The 15,198-nt window shown below is 60.9% G+C and carries 16 protein-coding genes; 10 read left to right on the top strand and 6 right to left on the bottom strand.

Translation table 11 applies throughout. The features are described from left to right. Positions 1-74 precede the first annotated feature (74 nt). Both ABTV87_RS00510 and ABTV87_RS00505 read left to right on the top strand, forming a co-directional pair. Complete coding sequence (locus ABTV87_RS00510) at positions 75-506, top strand: OsmC family protein (RefSeq protein ID WP_433898820.1); 432 nt, start codon at positions 75-77, stop codon at positions 504-506. 102 nt (positions 507-608) lie between these two features. Further along, complete coding sequence (locus ABTV87_RS00505; protein ID WP_221535703.1) at positions 609-848, top strand: DUF1161 domain-containing protein; 240 nt, start codon at positions 609-611, stop codon at positions 846-848. A 6-nt stretch (positions 849-854) separates the two neighbouring features. Here ABTV87_RS00505 and ABTV87_RS00500 read toward each other — a convergent pair whose 3' ends face one another. Both ABTV87_RS00500 and ABTV87_RS00495 read right to left on the bottom strand, forming a co-directional pair. Next, on the bottom strand, positions 855-1,274 hold the full coding sequence (locus ABTV87_RS00500; RefSeq protein ID WP_007953944.1) for a hypothetical protein: 420 nt from the start codon (positions 1,272-1,274) through the stop codon (positions 855-857). A 40-nt stretch (positions 1,275-1,314) separates the two neighbouring features. Further along, positions 1,315-1,737: a hypothetical protein gene (locus tag ABTV87_RS00495; RefSeq protein WP_007953945.1), complete on the bottom strand. Its 423-nt coding sequence runs from the start codon at positions 1,735-1,737 to the stop codon at positions 1,315-1,317. A gap of 58 nt (positions 1,738-1,795) precedes the next feature. Here ABTV87_RS00495 and ABTV87_RS00490 point away from each other — a divergent pair, with 58 nt between their 5' ends. After that, positions 1,796-2,881 (top strand): aminopeptidase, encoded by a 1,086-nt coding sequence (locus ABTV87_RS00490; RefSeq protein WP_433898819.1) that lies wholly within the window; start codon positions 1,796-1,798, stop codon positions 2,879-2,881. 3 nt (positions 2,882-2,884) lie between these two features. Here the strand turns inward: ABTV87_RS00490 and ABTV87_RS00485 are convergent, their stop codons facing one another. Together ABTV87_RS00485 and ABTV87_RS00480 are read right to left on the bottom strand one after the other, a co-directional pair. Continuing rightward, positions 2,885-3,535, bottom strand: coding sequence for an HAD family hydrolase (locus tag ABTV87_RS00485; RefSeq protein ID WP_192563006.1), 651 nt, complete (start codon positions 3,533-3,535; stop codon positions 2,885-2,887). 28 nt (positions 3,536-3,563) lie between these two features. Further along, positions 3,564-4,109 (bottom strand): gamma carbonic anhydrase family protein, encoded by a 546-nt coding sequence (locus ABTV87_RS00480; RefSeq protein WP_127796518.1) that lies wholly within the window; start codon positions 4,107-4,109, stop codon positions 3,564-3,566. Positions 4,110-4,198: 89 nt separating this feature from the next. On the opposite strand from ABTV87_RS00480, the gene prlC reads away from it, so the two are divergent. From prlC to ABTV87_RS00465, 3 genes are all read left to right on the top strand, one after another. Beyond that, a complete protein-coding gene (prlC, locus tag ABTV87_RS00475; protein WP_103385847.1) occupies positions 4,199-6,250 on the top strand; it encodes an oligopeptidase A in 2,052 nt (683 codons plus the stop codon). Next, positions 6,247-6,537 (top strand): YheV family putative zinc ribbon protein, encoded by a 291-nt coding sequence (locus ABTV87_RS00470; protein WP_007953955.1) that lies wholly within the window; start codon positions 6,247-6,249, stop codon positions 6,535-6,537. The genes prlC and ABTV87_RS00470 overlap by 4 nt, the downstream gene beginning before the upstream one ends. 112 nt (positions 6,538-6,649) lie before the next feature. After that, entirely contained in the window at positions 6,650-8,692 is a 2,043-nt protein-coding gene (locus ABTV87_RS00465) for a M3 family metallopeptidase (protein ID WP_433898818.1), read from the top strand. On the opposite strand, the gene ABTV87_RS00460 is transcribed toward ABTV87_RS00465, so the two are convergent. Next, the gene (locus tag ABTV87_RS00460; RefSeq protein WP_433898817.1) at positions 8,679-9,323 is read right to left on the bottom strand and encodes a phosphatase domain-containing protein; all 645 of its coding nucleotides are present in this window, start codon (positions 9,321-9,323) and stop codon (positions 8,679-8,681) included. The genes ABTV87_RS00465 and ABTV87_RS00460 overlap by 14 nt on opposite strands. A 298-nt stretch (positions 9,324-9,621) precedes the next feature. Between ABTV87_RS00460 and ABTV87_RS00455 the strand changes: the two genes are divergently transcribed. Genes ABTV87_RS00455 through ABTV87_RS00445 form a run of 3 tightly spaced genes read left to right on the top strand, consistent with a single transcriptional unit; the run spans position 9,622 to position 13,469 of the window. Continuing rightward, the gene (locus tag ABTV87_RS00455; protein ID WP_433898816.1) at positions 9,622-10,368 is read left to right on the top strand and encodes a gluconate 2-dehydrogenase subunit 3 family protein; all 747 of its coding nucleotides are present in this window, start codon (positions 9,622-9,624) and stop codon (positions 10,366-10,368) included. 2 nt (positions 10,369-10,370) lie between these two features. Continuing rightward, positions 10,371-12,155 carry a GMC family oxidoreductase gene (locus ABTV87_RS00450; protein WP_433898815.1) on the top strand — a complete coding sequence of 595 codons (1,785 nt, stop codon included), beginning with the start codon at positions 10,371-10,373 and terminating at the stop codon, positions 12,153-12,155. A gap of 12 nt (positions 12,156-12,167) precedes the next feature. Beyond that, positions 12,168-13,469, top strand: a complete 1,302-nt coding sequence (locus ABTV87_RS00445; protein ID WP_433898814.1) for a c-type cytochrome — start codon at positions 12,168-12,170, stop codon at positions 13,467-13,469. A gap of 53 nt (positions 13,470-13,522) precedes the next feature. Here the strand turns inward: ABTV87_RS00445 and ABTV87_RS00440 are convergent, their stop codons facing one another. Then, positions 13,523-13,825 carry a hypothetical protein gene (locus tag ABTV87_RS00440; RefSeq protein WP_007953977.1) on the bottom strand — a complete coding sequence of 101 codons (303 nt, stop codon included), beginning with the start codon at positions 13,823-13,825 and terminating at the stop codon, positions 13,523-13,525. Positions 13,826-14,058: 233 nt separating this feature from the next. Between ABTV87_RS00440 and ABTV87_RS00435 the strand changes: the two genes are divergently transcribed. Further along, a complete protein-coding gene (locus ABTV87_RS00435) occupies positions 14,059-15,117 on the top strand; it encodes a PA0069 family radical SAM protein (protein ID WP_433898813.1) in 1,059 nt (352 codons plus the stop codon). Positions 15,118-15,198: the final 81 nt, after the last annotated feature.

The raw sequence follows: 15,198 nt of genomic DNA, 5'->3' as shown, positions 1-15,198 counted from the left end.
GTCTATCCTCAGAAGCCTTGCAGGCAAAAACCACGACGGCGCGGCGTTTCGCGCCCGATTTGAAGGAGGCACACATGGCTATCGTGAAGAAGGCATCCGCGCATTGGGAAGGTGACCTGAAAACCGGCATCGGCTCGATTTCTACCGAAACCAGCGTCCTGCGTGAAGCGCCCTACGGCTTCAAGGCACGCTTCGAGGGCGGCAAGGGCACCAATCCGGAAGAACTGATCGGCGCCGCCCATGCGGGCTGTTTCTCCATGGCGTTTTCGATGATTCTCGGTGACGCCGGGCTCAAGGCCGACAGCATCGACACCCAGGCCGAGGTCACGCTGGATCAGGTGGATGGCGGCTTTGCGATCACCGCGGTGAAACTGATCCTCAAGGCAAAAATTCCGGGAGCGACCCAGGCGCAGTTCGAAGAGCTGAGCAACAAGGCCAAGGAAGGTTGCCCGGTGTCCAAGGTGCTGAATGCGAAGATCAGTCTCGACGCGTCGCTGGTTGGCTGACGGATTGAGCCGGATCAGAACCCGCCAGGCAAAAATGTGGTCGAATAAATGACAGCAGCTTTCGCGCATCTTCGTGCGCGCTGCTTCGATGGAGCTTCAACCATGAAACGTTTTGCCTTGGCGGTTATCTGTGGCGTGCTGGCAACGTCGGCCTTCGCAGCGCCCAAAGACTGCGAAGAACTCAAGCAAGAGATCGAAATCAAGATTCAGGCGAATGCCGTGCCCTCCTACACCCTGGAGATAGTCTCCAAAGAGGAGGCTGAAAAACACGACATCGCCATGATTGTCGGCACCTGCGACTACGGCACAAAAAAGATCATCTATCAGAAGAACGACCGCTGATCCGCCTTAGATGATGCAGTTGACCTCGCGGTCTTCGGCAACGATTTCCCGCTTGTCGTTGTACAGGCGGGCACTCGGGGTAAACGCCAGCGAACGGCCTTCGAGCAAGTAACGCTGGCCCGCCTCGAAATGATCGTAGCGGATGGTCAGATAGCACAGCCGCTCAACGGGGCCGGTCATCAGGCTGCCGCCTCCGCCGAACACTTCAAAGTCGAAGCGCACCCGCAGTTCGTGGCTGCCGGGGGTGACCTGGAAGAAACGCCCGTCAGTCAGCCGCCTGTTGTCGAGACGCTCGGCCATCAGCAGTTTGCCGCCGGGGGTTGGCGTAGAGAATTCGACCCAGGCCATATTCGGGTCGACGGGGGGCAACGGTGTCTGGCACCCGGCGAGTACGCCTGCGGCCAACAACAGCATCAACGTGCGCATGATGGATGTCCGTGAGTTCGGACATCCAGCATAACGCCGATCAGGTTCGCTGGCAGCCCGCCGGCGTGCCCTGGCCCACCACGTTGCGTTGTTGGTCATAGAGCTTGGCCCACGGACGGAAACCGATGCTTCCCGCCTGCAACTGATAACGCTGGCCGGCGTTGAAATCCTTGAATTTCACGTTCAACTGACAATCGCGCCACAGCGGCTCGGCATCCGGGCCGATGTTGGTCGCTTCGACCGGGAATTGATAACGCACCGTCAGCTCATGACTGCCGGGCTGCACTTCGAAGTAACGATGATCGACGGCAGCCTTGTTGTCGACTTCCAGCGCCTGCAACGCCGTGTCCTGTTGCCGGGCATCCAGATCGATCCAGGCTTGCGAGGGGTCAGGGGACGGCATTCCGAATCCGGCACAACCGGCCAGCGTCAGCACGCTTCCTGTCAGTATCAACATGCGCATAGCGGAGCTCCAATGGGCGGGATAGTCTTGGGCAGACTTTCCGGGGGGATTTCTTATTTTGATCAGGCCGCTTCCAAGCCATGGGTTACTTGATCGCGTTTTGCGGATTTTGTTTCCGGGTGTGATGATTTTGTTGCTCAACGGTTGCTCAAGCCTGAGCTATTACAGCCAGCTGGCCAGCGGTCAGCTGCAGCTTTTGCGGGCACGGGAGCCGGTGGCCGAGGTGATCGCCGACCCGACCCGTGACGCCAAACTGCGCACTCACCTGGCCCAGTCCCAGAAAGCCCGGGCTTTTGCCAGCGAACACCTGCACCTGCCGGACAACCAAAGCTATCGCCTCTACGCCGATATCGGTCGGCCGTTTGTCGTGTGGAATGTGTTCGCCACTCCGGAGTTTTCCCTGAGCCCACAGAACCATTGCTTCCCGATTGCCGGTTGCGTGGCCTATCGCGGCTATTACAGCCAGAGCGCGGCGCGGGGTGAAGCCGCGATTCAGCGCCTGCAAGGCATGGACGTGTCGATCGGCGGCGTCGAGGCCTACTCGACCCTGGGCTGGTTCAACGACCCGATCCTCAATTCGATGATGGGCTGGGGCGACGAGCGTCTGGCGACGCTGATCTTCCATGAGCTGGCCCACCAGCGTTTCTATGTGAAGGACGACACCGAGTTCAACGAGTCTTTCGCCACCTTCGTCGAGCAGGAGGGTACGCGGCAGTGGCGAGCGTTTCGTGGCTTGCCCCCGGAAAACGACTCGAAGCTGAAGCAGCGGGATCAGTTCATTCAGCTGATCCTCGATACCCGTTCACGCCTCGAAAAACTCTATGCACGACCACTCGCAACGGCGCAGATGCGCGAGCGCAAGGCGGCGGAGTTCGAACGGTTTCGACAGGATTATCGAGCGATGCGCGATGGCCAGTGGTCCGGCGACAAACGCTATGACGCCTGGGTCAATGCGCCGTTGAACAACGCACGGCTGTTGCCGTTCGGGCTGTATGACCAGTGGGTGCCGGCGTTTGCGGCGTTGTTCGGGCAGGTGAAGGGAGATTGGCCGCAGTTTTATGCGCGGGTCGAACATCTGGGCGGATTACCGGCGGACAAGCGCAAGACAGCGCTGCGTGAGCTGGCTGCCCTTCGCCCGGATTGATGATCAGCGCTGCAAAAACGCCTGATGCAACTCCGCCAGCGTCTCGAAGTGATACGCCGGCGCTTCGGCGCTCAGCTCTTCATGGCTGCCAAAACCGTAACCCACGGCCGCCGCATCCAGACCGTTGCTGCGAGCACCGATCAGGTCGTGCTTGCGGTCACCGATCATCAGCGTATTGGCCGGGTCCAGCCCTTCCTCGGCCATCAGATGGGCAATCAGCTCGACCTTGTTGGTGCGGGTGCCGTCCAGTTCGCTGCCGTAGATCACCTTGAAGTGTTTGGCGAAATCGAAGTGCCGGGCGATTTCCCGGGCGAACACCCACGGTTTCGACGTCGCGATATACAGCTGCCGGCCCTGGCCACTCAGGGTTTCCAACAACGGCGTGACGCCGTCGAACACCCGATTCTCGTACAGGCCGGTGACCTTGAAGCGCTCGCGGTAGAAATTCACCGCCTCCCACGCCTTGGCTTCATCAAAACCATAAAACTGCATGAATGCCTGCAACAGCGGCGGGCCGATGAAGTGTTCCAGTCTGGTCAGGTCCGGCTCATCGATGCCGAGTTTGCTCAAGGCGAACTGGATGGAACGGGTGATGCCCTCACGCGGGTCGGTGAGAGTGCCGTCGAGGTCGAATAGAACGGTCTGGTAATGCATGAAAAATCCCGGGCAATAGAGAGAAAAGTCAGAGCTGGTCGTAGCCTTCGGCCAGATGCAGGTCCTTGAGCTTCACGTAGTTCGCCGCGCTGTAGGTGAAAAAGGCGTTTTCCTTGTCGGTCAGCCGGCGAACCTGCTTCACCGGGCTGCCCACGTACAGAAAACCGCTTTCCAGGCGCTTGCCCGGTGGCACCAGGCTGCCGGCGCCGATGATCACGTCGTCCTCGACCACCGCGCCGTCCATGACGATGCTGCCCATGCCGATCAACACGCGGCTGCCGACCGTGCAGCCATGCAGCATGACCTTGTGGGCGATGGTCACGTCATCGCCGATCAGCAGCGGGAAGCCATCGGGATTGAACGGGCCGGCGTGGGTGATGTGCAACACGCAGCCATCCTGCACGCTGGTGCGCGCACCGATGCGGATGCGGTGCATGTCGCCACGGATCACGGTCAGCGGCCACACGGAGCTGTCTTCGCCGATTTCAACGTCGCCGATCACCACCGCCGAGCCGTCGACAAAAGCGCCTTGGCTCAAGCGTGGGGTGTGATTCTGGTACTTGCGAAGGGACACGATTAGTTCTCTCTCTGTCGCCGATAGCTGCGGTGGGTGTCGATTGTAATTAAGATGGGCGCATGTTTCTTCCAGCCAAGGTGCCAACCGTGAGCGTGAACAACCCTCTTCTGCAGTCCTACGACCTGCCGCCGTTCTCCGCGATCCGTGCCGAACACGTGCAGCCGGCCATCGAAACCATTCTGGCCGACAACCGCGCCGCCATTGCCGAAATCCTCAAGACCCAGGGCCAGAACCCGACCTGGGCCGGGCTGGTGCTGGCGATGGACGAACTCAATGATCGCCTGGGCGCAGCCTGGAGTCCGGTCAGCCACCTCAATGCCGTGTGCAACAGCGCCGAACTGCGTGAAGCCTACGAGTCGTGCCTGCCGGCATTGAGCGCCTATTCCACCGAGATGGGCCAGAACCGCGAGCTGTTCCAGGCCTATGAAGCCCTGGCCAACAGCCCGGAAGCTGCCGGTTTCGACGTGGCGCAAAAAACCATTCTGGAACACGCCCTGCGCGATTTCCGCCTGTCGGGCATCGACCTGCCGGAAGCCGAACAGAAACGCTACGCCGAAGTGCAGAGCAAGCTGTCCGAGCTGGGCAGCCGCTTCTCCAACCAGTTGCTCGACGCCACCCAGGCCTGGACCAAGCACCTGACCGATGAAGCCGCCCTCGCCGGCCTGACCGATTCGGCCAAGGCGCAAATGGCTGCCGCCGCACAGGCCAAAGGCCTCGACGGCTGGCTGATCACCCTGGAATTCCCGAGCTACTACGCGGTGATGACTTACGCCCAGGACCGAGCGCTGCGCGAAGAAGTCTACGCCGCCTACTGCACCCGTGCGTCGGATCAAGGCCCGAACGCCGGCCAGAACGACAATGGCCCGGTGATGGGCGAAATCCTCGACCTGCGTCAGGAACTAGCCAAGCTGCTCGGTTTCTCCAGCTTCTCCGAGCTGAGCCTGGCCACCAAAATGGCCGAGTCCAGCGATCAGGTGCTGAGCTTCCTGCGCGACCTGGCCAAGCGCAGCAAACCGTTTGCCGCGCAGGATCTGCAACAGCTCAAGGCTTACGCCGCCGAACAGGGCTGCGCCGATCTGCAAAGCTGGGACAGCGGTTTCTACGGTGAAAAACTCCGTGAACAACGCTACAGCGTCGCCCAGGAAACCCTGCGCGCCTACTTCCCGATCGACAAAGTGCTGGGCGGCCTGTTCGCCATCGTTCAGCGCTTGTACGGCATCGAAATCGCCGAACTGAAAGGTTTCGACACTTGGCACCCGGATGTTCGCCTGTTCGAGATCAAGGAAAACGGCCAGCACGTCGGCCGCTTCTTCTTCGATCTCTACGCCCGCGCCAACAAGCGCGGCGGTGCCTGGATGGACGGCGCCCGCGACCGTCGCCGCACCCTCGACGGCGTGCTGCAAAGCCCGGTGGCCAACCTGGTGTGCAACTTCACCCCGGCCGACAGCGGCAAGCCTGCGCTGCTGACCCACGATGAAGTGACCACCCTGTTCCACGAATTCGGCCATGGCCTGCATCACCTGCTGACCCGCGTCGAGCATGCTGGCGTGTCCGGCATCAACGGCGTGGCGTGGGATGCGGTCGAGCTGCCGAGCCAGTTCATGGAAAACTGGTGCTGGGAGCCGGAAGGCCTCGCGCTGATTTCCGGCCACTACGAAACCGGCGAGCCGCTGCCGCAGGATCTGCTGGAAAAAATGCTCGCAGCGAAGAACTTCCAGTCCGGCCTGATGATGGTGCGTCAACTGGAGTTCTCGCTGTTTGACTTCGAACTGCACGCCACCCACGGTGATGGCCGCAGCGTTGCCCAAGTGCTGGAAGGCGTGCGCAACGAAGTCTCGGTAATGCGTCCTCCGGCCTACAACCGCTTCCCTAACAGCTTCGCGCACATCTTCGCCGGCGGTTACGCGGCGGGTTACTACAGCTACAAGTGGGCGGAAGTGTTGTCGGCGGATGCCTTCTCGAAGTTCGAAGAAGACGGCGTGCTGAATGCCGACACCGGTCGCGCCTTCCGTGAAGCGATCCTGGCTCGCGGTGGTTCGCAGGCGCCGATGGTGCTGTTCGTCGACTTCCGTGGCCGTGAGCCGTCGATTGACGCACTCTTGCGCCACAGCGGCCTGAGTGAGGACGCGGCAGCATGAGTGAGGCACCCGTGAAGACCAAAAAACGCTTTATCGCCGGGGCGGTCTGCCCGGCGTGCAGCGAGCCGGACAAACTGATGATGTGGAGCGAGGACGATGTCCCGCACCGCGAATGCGTGGCGTGCGGCTACAGCGATACGCTGAATGCCCAAGGGCTTTCGGTACCGAAAGAACTGGGCACGAGGGTCAACACCAGCGCGCTCAAGCCGGCACCGGACAAAACGGTTCAGGCGGTGCAATTCTTCCCGAATCCGAAGCTGAAGAAAAAGCCCGACGAGCAGCACTGATCCTCAACCACCTTCCCCGATTCATCGGTGGAAGGTGGTATTGGCTTAACACCTGTCCCCCGCACTTGCTTCGTAGGCTGGCCCTTTGTGCCACGCCTCGAAGGAAGCTGCCATGCCCGACACCAATCCCCTCCTGCAACACTGGACGCTGCCACCGTGGCCAGCGATTCGCGCCGAGCACCTGCTGCCGGCCGTCAATCACATCATTGCCGACAATCGACGCATCATCGCCCAGGTGATCGCCAGTCAGGCCGAACATCCCGGCTGGGATGATCTGGTGCTGAGCATCGACGAGGCCGACGCGCGCCTCGGTGAACTCCGCTCGATTCTCGAAACGTTGTCGATGGTCAGATCTGACGATGCCACCTGGCTCGTGGAAAGCGCCAAGGCGCATCTGGCGATCAATCAGTATCGCTCCGAAAAAGCCCGAAATCGCCCGTTGTACGAGGCTTACCAGCGTTTGGCGCAGAGTTCGATCGCCGGCAGTTTCGATGAGTCGCGCAACATTGCACTGTCGCGGATTCTGCGCCGATTCAAGCAGTCGGGCATCGAGCTTCCTGCTGAACAGCAACAGGAACTGGCGCGATTGAACCGCGAGATCGGCGGGCTGGAGTACGTGTTTCTGGACAACCTCGAGCGCTGGACCGAGGCGTGGAGCAAACGTGTAGACGATATTGCGCTGCTTGCGGGCCTGTCGTCGGCGATGACGAATCGGCTGGCACTCGCCGCACGCGAGGCCGGCCATGACGGCTGGCTGATCCGGCTGGACCAGAACACCTGCCAGCACATCCTCAAGTACGCCGAGAACCGTGCCTTGCGAGAGGAATGCTATGTGGCTTACATGACCCGCGCCTCCGATCGTGGGCCGCTGGCCGGTCGCTTTGATAACGGGCCGGTGCTGGCCAAACTGCTTGCCCTGCGCCAGCAGAAAGCCCGTTTGCTCGGCCATGAAAACGCCGCGCAACTGAGCCTGGCCAAAAACAGCGCCGGGACGACCGAATGGGTCAGTGGCTTTCTCCAGCGTCAGGCGGCGCAGCTGACACCTGCCCTCGCGCAGGATGCAAAACAACTGGCGGCCTTTGCGCCGCAATGCGGAATCGACCGGGTCCAGCCATGGGACGAAGTTTTCCTCGCCGAACAATGGCGCCAGCAGCAGTTTCCCGGTGCGCTGGAAAACCTGCGGGATTACTTCCCGCTCGAAGGCACCCTGCGCAGGCTCTTTCTGTTCTGCGAGCGGATGTTCGGGATCCGCATCGTCGAGCGATCCGGTGGCGGCCACTGGCATGACGATGTGCGCCTGCTGGAAATCAGCGAGCACGAGCAGGTCATCGGCTATATCTACCTCGACCCGTTTCACCGCGACAACGCGGTGGACTTCGCCGGCACCTCCACGCTGCGCAATCGCCGGATCAACGCCGAAGGCCGCCCGGCGCTGCCGATTGCCCTGCTTTACAGCAATTTCACACCGGCCACCGATACCCATCCGTGCCGGCTCGAAACCGACGATCTGCGGGTGCTGTTTCATGAGTTTGGCCATTGCCTCCAGCACGTGCTGACGCGCTCGCCCCATCACAGCCTGTCCGGCATCCTGCAACTGGGCCATGAAGCGGCGGAGTTTTCCGGGCAGTTGTTCGAGCAGTGGTGTTTGTCGCGGGAGTTTGTGTTGTGGCTCGGCGCGCATTTTCGGACCGGCGAACGCTTGAGCGCCGCACGGGTCGACGCGGCACTGTCAGCTACTCAGTCCCATTCCAGCCGGCAACAGGCCTTGTTGCTGATGGGGGCGATGATCGACTTCGAGCTGCACCTGACCCACGGCGACGGGCGCTCGGTCGAGGAGGTCTGCACCGCTGTGCAGCGCAGCCTGGGTCCTCTGCAACTGCCGGACGATCACCGGTTCGCCAATGGATTCGATTACATGGTGACCCAGTACGACGCTTCGGTTTACGCCTACGTCTGGTCGGGTGTGCTGGCTGAGGAAGCGTTCAAGCGCTTCAGCCGGGACTGGGTGTTCAACGCGCAAACCGGCCGAGAGTTTCGTGCAATGTTCTTTGCGCCGGGTGCGGGGCGTCCGTTGCTGGATGCGGTGGAAGCGTTCATCGGCCAGCCGGTCGCCGGCCTCGTTGACGGAGAGGCCGGACGGGTTACTTCAGATTGACCGTCTGAAACCAGCTCTTCATCGAGCACGTGGCAAACGCGCTGGTGCTGCAATCGCCATTGGCCAGCGCGGTGCGCAATTTATCGACATCGGCCTGCATCACGTAGCGCACGCTGTCCCGGAAGTGCCCACTCTCACCAAAGCCGCCCTGGGTCATTTCGTTCAGGGCGTCTTCCTTGCTCCAGCCCTGCACCACGATCCGGTACATCGCCGCCATCAGGCCGGTGCGATCGGAGCCGTGCTTGCAGTGCATCAGCACCGGGCCGTCGGCTTCGGCGGACTGGATGGCACGCAGGGTCTTGAGCACATCACTGTCGTCCACGTGATTGGTGCGATAGGGCAATTGCACCTGATGGATACCGGGGGCTTTCAGCCAGTTGGAATCCGCTTCCGGCAGGAAGTTGATGACCGTGGCCACCTTCAGGTTGGTCAGCAACGGTACCGCGCCGTCATCGGGGAGCGCGCTGCGATACAGCGTGGGCGACATCTGGAACAGGTTGTATTGCACTTCTACCGGTTGCGCCCACTCGACGGGACGGGAAGCCGGAGTTTCCGCGGCCTGAGCGGGAATCCAGCTGAACAGCGCAAACAGCGACAAACAGAAAGCGGAGGAAAAACGCGTCAGGAACATGCTTTACGGCGACCGTGTGGGTTTCGTCAGTGAAGGCCGCAGCTTGCGAGCCTCGCAGTCAAATCCCTGTGAGGCGCTTGTAAAAGAATCGTGAAGACGCCGGTTCCCTTGATCGAAAAGCAGTCTTTTTTTGGCTGAATCGGTTCATCCGGTTGCTTAGCCTGCTACCATTTGTCACATCATGTTGCAGACGCGTCCCCCCTTCTCCCGGTCATTCCGGCCACGTCGCAGCCAGAAAATTCTTGAGCCGTTCGCAGAAACGGCTGACAACCATCAATGCCTGATGAGGTGCATCCCCATGTCTGATGAAGATCGAGACAACCCGCGGCGTGAGTTTTTGCGCAAATCCCTGACCCTGATTCCGGTCGTGACTCTGGCCGGCAGCGGTCTCGGCAGCACCGTGCTGCAAGCAGCGCCTGAAAGCGCGCCTGCCACAGCCCCGGCAAAATCGGCCGAGGTTGAAGCCAGCCCTTATCAGCCGAACTACTTCACCGCCGAAGAGTGGGCGTTCATCAATGCCGCCGTCGCGCAATTGATCCCCAACGATTCGCAGGGTCCAGGTGCACTCGAAGCTGGCGTGCCGGAATACATCGACCGTCAGATGAACACCCCGTACGCCGCCGGTGCGCTTTGGTACATGCAGGGCCCGTTCAATGCCGACGCCGCGCCGGAGATGGGCTGGCAGAGCAAACTGGTGCCAAAAGAGATCTATCGCCTCGGCATCGCCGCCACGGATCAGTGGGCAAAATCCATCAACGGTAAAACATTTGCCGAGCAAGACAGCGCTACCCGAGACGATCTGCTCAAGCAGCTTGAAGCCGGAAAACCGCAATTCGACGCGGTTCCGTCGAAGATTTTCTTCAGTCTGCTGCTGCAAAACACCAAGGAAGGGTTCTTCTGCGACCCGATCCACGGCGGCAACAAAGGCATGGTCGGCTGGACCATGATCGGCTTCCCCGGCGCCCGCGCCGATTTCATGGATTGGGTGGAACGCAACGAGCAGTACCCCTTCCCGGCAGTTTCGATTCGCGGCGAGAGGGCGTGAGCATGGCAACGGTAATGAAGAAGGTCGACGCAGTGATCGTCGGTTTCGGCTGGACGGGCGCGATCATGGCCAAGGAGCTGACCGAAGCCGGGCTCAACGTGCTGGCGCTGGAACGCGGGCCGATGCAGGACACCTACCCGGACGGCAACTATCCCCAGGTGATCGACGAACTCACCTACAGCGTGCGGAAAAAACTCTTCCAGGACGTTTCCAAGGAAACCGTCACCATCCGCCACAGCGTCAACGACATCGCCCTGCCGAACCGCCAGCTGGGCGCGTTCCTGCCGGGCAATGGCGTGGGCGGCGCCGGGCTGCACTGGTCGGGCGTGCACTTTCGGGTCGACCCGATCGAACTGCGCATGCGCAGTCACTACGAAGAGCGCTACGGCAAAAGCTTCATCCCCAAGGACATGACCATCCAGGACTTCGGCGTCAGCTATGAAGAGCTGGAACCGTTCTTCGATTTCGCCGAAAAAGTCTTCGGCACCTCCGGCCAGGCCTGGACCGTGAAAGGCCAACTGGTCGGTCAGGGCAAGGGCGGCAACCCATACGCCCCGGATCGCTCGAACCCGTTCCCGCTGGAAGCGCAGAAGAACACGGTTTCCGCACAGCTGTTCGGCAAAGCGGCTACGGAGGTTGGCTACAAACCCTACAACCTGCCTTCCGCGAATACTTCAGGGCCGTACACCAACCCTTACGGCGCGCAGATGGGCCCGTGCAACTTCTGCGGTTTCTGCAGTGGTTACGTTTGCTACATGTATTCCAAGGCGTCGCCGAACGTGAACATTCTACCGGCGCTGAAGCCGCTGCCGAATTTCGAACTGCGGCCTAACGCGCACGTTCTGCGGGTCAACCTCGACAGCACGAAAACCAAGGCCACCGGCGTCACCTACATCGACGGTCAGGGTCGCGAGATCGAGCAACCGGCGGATCTGGTGATCCTTGGCGCGTTCCAGTTGCACAACGTGCGCCTGATGCTGCTCTCCGGCATCGGCAAACCGTACGATCCGGTCAGCGGTGAAGGCGTAGTCGGGCGCAACTTCGCCTACCAGAACATGGGCACCATCAAGGCGTTCTTCGACAAGGACACCCACACCAACAACTTCATCGGCGCCGGCGGCAACGGTGTGGCGGTGGACGACTTCAACGCCGACAACTTCGACCACGGGCCTCACGGTTTCGTCGGTGGCTCGCCGATGTGGGTCAACCAGGCCGGCAGCCGACCGATCGCCGGCACCTCCAACCCGCCGGGCACTCCGGCCTGGGGCAGTGCGTGGAAACGCGCGACCGCCGATTACTACACCCACCAGGTGTCGATGGATGCCCACGGCGCGCATCAGTCCTACCGTGGCAACTACCTCGATCTGGACCCGGTGTACCGCGATGCCTACGGCATGCCGCTGCTGCGGATGACGTTCGACTGGCAGGAAAACGACATCAAGATGAACCGCTTCATGGTCGAGAAAATGGGCAAGATCGCCGAGGCCATGGGCCCGAAAGCCATCGCCGTGATCGGCAAGAAAGTCGGCGACCACTTCAACACCGCGTCGTACCAGACCACCCACCTCAACGGTGGCGCGATCATGGGCACCGATCCGAAGACCAGCGCGCTGAACCGCTACCTGCAGAGCTGGGACGTGCACAACGTATTCGTCCCGGGCGCCTCGGCATTCCCGCAAGGCCTGGGTTACAACCCGACCGGGCTGGTTGCCGCGCTGACCTACTGGTCGGCGAAAGCGATACGCGAGCAATACCTGAAAAACCCCGGCCCGCTGGTTCAGGCTTAAGGAGCGATGACCATGAAGACTCTCGTTATCGCGACCCTGGCCCTGCTCGGCAGCACTGCCGTTCATGGCGCCGAAGTTGATCAATCCTTGATCAAACAAGGCGAATACCTCGCCCGTGCCGGCGACTGCGTGGCCTGCCACACGGCCAAGGACGGCAAGCCGTTCGCCGGTGGCCTGCCGATGGAAACCCCGATCGGCACGATCTACTCGACCAACATTACCCCGGATAAAACCGGCGTCGGTGACTACAGTTTCGAGGATTTCGACCAGGCCGTGCGCCATGGCGTGGCCAAAAACGGCAGTACCTTGTACCCGGCGATGCCGTATCCGTCCTACGCCCGCGTCAGCGAAACCGACATGCAGGCGCTTTACGCCTACTTCATGCACGGCGTTGAACCGGTGGCACAAGAGAACAAGGCCAGCGACATCCCGTGGCCACTGAGCATGCGCTGGCCGCTGATGGGCTGGCGCTGGCTGTTCGCACCAAAGGTCGAGGACTACAAACCCGCGTCGGACGATGCCGTCGTCAGCCGTGGGGCGTATCTGGTGGAAGGCCTCGGACATTGCGGCGCCTGCCATACGCCACGGGCCCTGACCATGCAGGAAAAATCCCTGAGCGCGGCCGAAGGCAGCAGTTTTCTGTCAGGCAGTGCGCCGCTGGAAGGCTGGATCGCCAAGAGCCTGCGCGGCGACCACAAGGACGGCCTCGGCAGCTGGAGCGAGGAACAACTGGTGCAGTTTCTCAAGACCGGTCGCAGCGACCGCAGCGCGGTGTTCGGCGGCATGAGCGACGTGGTCACCCACAGCATGCAGTACATGACCGACGCCGACCTGACCGCGATTGCCCGTTACCTGAAATCGCTGCCGGCCAACGATCCTGCCGACCAGCCGCACCAGTACGACGAGAAAGCCGCCAAGGCCCTTTGGAACGGTAATGACAGTCAGCGTGGCGCGTCGGTGTACATCGACAACTGCGCGGCGTGCCACCGCACCGACGGCCACGGCTACACTCGGGTGTTCCCGGCGCTGGCAGGCAATCCGGTGCTGCAATCGGACGACCCGACTTCGCTGATCCACATCGTGCTCAAGGGCGGCACCCTGCCTGCGACGCACACGGCGCCGTCCACCTTCACCATGCCGGGTTTCGCCTGGCGTCTGTCGGATCAGGAAGTGGCGGATGTCGTGAGTTTTATTCGTGGAAGTTGGGGTAACAAGGCATCCCCTGTCACTGCGAAAGAGGTTGCCAAGTTACGCACCGACGATATGACTACAACATCAGCCGGTGATCTTGGACAAGTAACCAGCCACAACTAAGCGCAATAACCCCTGCATGATTAATCATGCAGGGGTTATTGATTCAATCGCTGTTACGGATTGGTGATACTGGCATAGGCTTTGGCCAGGGCAACCAGTTTGGCTCGATCCTGCTCACCGATTTCACCGTCACGATCCACATCGTGCTCCAGACGGCCGATGCTGAAGGTATGGCCGCCATCCCGGGAAGTCGCGGTGACAAAAATCGGATCAACCAGCATTTCGGTCTGCACGCCCGCCTCGGCATCCCAGCCCAGTTCCTTGCGCGCCAGTTGCATGGAAACCAGTGTATTGGGCTCCGATGGGCCGGGCTGCATCAGTTGCAGAAAAATACCGCGCGAATTAAAAAACGACATCATCAAATCCTTTTGTCTTTTATATGATCAAGTGTTGTGAAGCGGAGTGGATATTACGAACCTGAACAGTAAACGAACAGCCAACTTATGTTTCTTCAATTTGCACAACTGCAACTTTATCTCTAAACAAACTTACAACTAACCGCGCGATTTATTGATGGACGGCTGAACGGTAGTGGAACATCCGCCACCTTGCGGATACTGTATGCATATACAGATCAAGGACACCTGTGATGACCAGCCCATTGCCCCCGCGCGGTCGCGGCACCGCGACCAACCCGCACAACCGCTTCGCGCCGAGTCGTTCGGTGGCCGAGGATGACGGCTGGTTTCAGGAAGTGCCTTTGACCCAGGGCACCGAAGTCAGCTTCGAAACCGCGAAGACCATCATCACTCGCAACACCTCGCCGGACCTGCCCTTCGACCGCTCGATCAATCCCTATCGCGGCTGCGAGCATGGCTGCATTTATTGCTACGCACGGCCCAGCCACGCCTATTGGGACATGTCGCCGGGGCTGGATTTCGAAACCAAACTGATCGCCAAAACCAATGCCGCGCAGGTGCTGGAAGAACAGCTGGGGAAAAAAGGCTATCAATGCGCTCCGATCAACCTCGGCTCCAATACCGATCCCTATCAGCCGATCGAACGCGAACACCGGATCACCCGCCAGACCCTCGAAGTGCTGCTGCGCTACCGGCATCCGGTGACCATCGTCACCAAGGGCTCGCTGATCCTGCGCGACCTTGACCTGCTTACCGAACTGGCGCAGCAACGGCTGGTGGCGGTGATGATCAGCCTGACCACCCTGGATGATGAACTCAAACGCATCCTCGAACCCCGCGCCGCCGCACCCAAGGCCCGGTTGCGGGCGATTCGGGTGATGCGCGAGGCGGGAATTCCGGTCGGTGTGTTGTGCTCGCCGATGATTCCGATGATCAACGACAGCGAAATCGAAAGCCTGCTGACCGAAGCTCACGCCGCCGGTGCCCAGAGCGCGGCCTACATGATGCTGCGCCTGCCGCTGGAAGTGGCGCCGCTGTTCGAGGAATGGCTTGAAGCGCACTACCCGCAACGTGCGGCGCATGTGCTGAGCCTGATCCGCCAGAGCCGGGGCGGCGAGCTGTACGACAGCCGTTTCGGTGTCCGAATGCGCGGCGAGGGGCCATTTGCCGACCTGCTCGCCCAACGCTTCGCCAAAGCACTCAAACGCCTTGGGCTCAATCACCGTGAAGGCTTCAATCTCGATTGCACGGCCTTCTGTCCGCCGGGTCGCCAGATGGCGCTGATTTAGGGACAATTGGCCTATGGTTGAGAGGAAGGAATGCTTGGCCCGGTTTACGCCGGTCACGTTTTTTGTGACCTGGAACACACG

It is taken from the genome of Pseudomonas sp. PSE1(2024), from assembly GCF_050990555.1.
Taxonomy (GTDB): Bacteria; Pseudomonadota; Gammaproteobacteria; order Pseudomonadales; family Pseudomonadaceae; genus Aquipseudomonas; species Aquipseudomonas aphyarum.
This window is presented reverse-complemented; position numbering and strand designations above follow the sequence as displayed.